This is a genomic window from Synechococcus sp. R55.7, from assembly GCF_047461955.1.
Taxonomy (GTDB): Bacteria; Cyanobacteriota; Cyanobacteriia; order Thermostichales; family Thermostichaceae; genus Thermostichus.
On the sequence record NZ_JANSIC010000407.1, the window covers coordinates 1 to 924 of the forward strand.

Consider the following 924-nt stretch of genomic DNA (forward strand, 5'->3'; position numbering starts at 1 on the left):
CAGTTGGTGGCTCCCGTGGCTGTTGCGGCTGGGGCCAAGGGGCTATGTGTGGCCACCCTGGCCGAAGGGATCGAGTTGCGGCAAACGGGGCTGCAGGCTCCGGTTCTGGTGTTGGGAGCTTTGAATACTTGGGCGGAGCTACAGCAGGCCATGGCAGCCCGGTTGGAGGTCAGCCTCACCTGTGCAGAGCAAATCCCGCTGATGCGCCAGGTAGCCCGTTGGGCCGGGCGCCCCGTCCCGGTGCATGTCAATGTGGATACGGGTATGACCCGTTTGGGGATCCCCTGGAAGGAAGCTGCAGCCGTGTGGGGGCAGATTTGTCGGATCCCGGAGCTGGAAGGCTGTAGCTTGTTTTCCCATTTGGCGACGGCGGACGAGCCCCATTCTCCAGTCATGGAACAGCAGCACGCCCGCTTTGCCCAGGTGGTGGAACAGATCCGCCAAGCCGGGGATCCCTTACCGGCGCTGCATCTGGATAACTCAGCCGGTGCTTTAACCCATCTCCACTACTCCCGTGTGCGTTTGGGGTTGGTCCTCTATGGCCTGTCCCCTGCCCCTCACTTGCCGGTGCCAGGTCTGCAGCCAATTCTGCGGCTCAAGGCGCGGCTGTCCCACATCCAAACTGTGCCTGCTCAAACTGGCGTGAGCTATGGGCATCGCTACATCACCTCTCGCCCCAGTCGCATTGCCACTCTGGCCATCGGCTATGCGGATGGGATCCCACGGCGGCTTTCCGGCTGGCTGCGAGGATGGGTGCGCGGCGGCTTGATCCAACAGGTGGGCACAATCACGATGGATCAATGTATGTGGGATGTAACCGAGAGGCCGGATATCCAGGTGGGGGATGTGGTGGAGCTGCTGGGCCCCAATCTGGCAAATGCGGGTTTATCTGTGCAGGATTGGGCCGATCAGTTGGGTACTATT

The 924-nt window shown here is 61.7% G+C and carries 1 protein-coding gene; it reads left to right on the top strand.

What is annotated here, in order from left to right:
• Window positions 1–15: 15 nt before the first annotated feature.
• Window positions 16–924: alanine racemase (gene alr, locus NW820_RS12805; RefSeq protein WP_414407692.1), on the top strand; the 909-nt coding region annotated here is incomplete at its 3' end.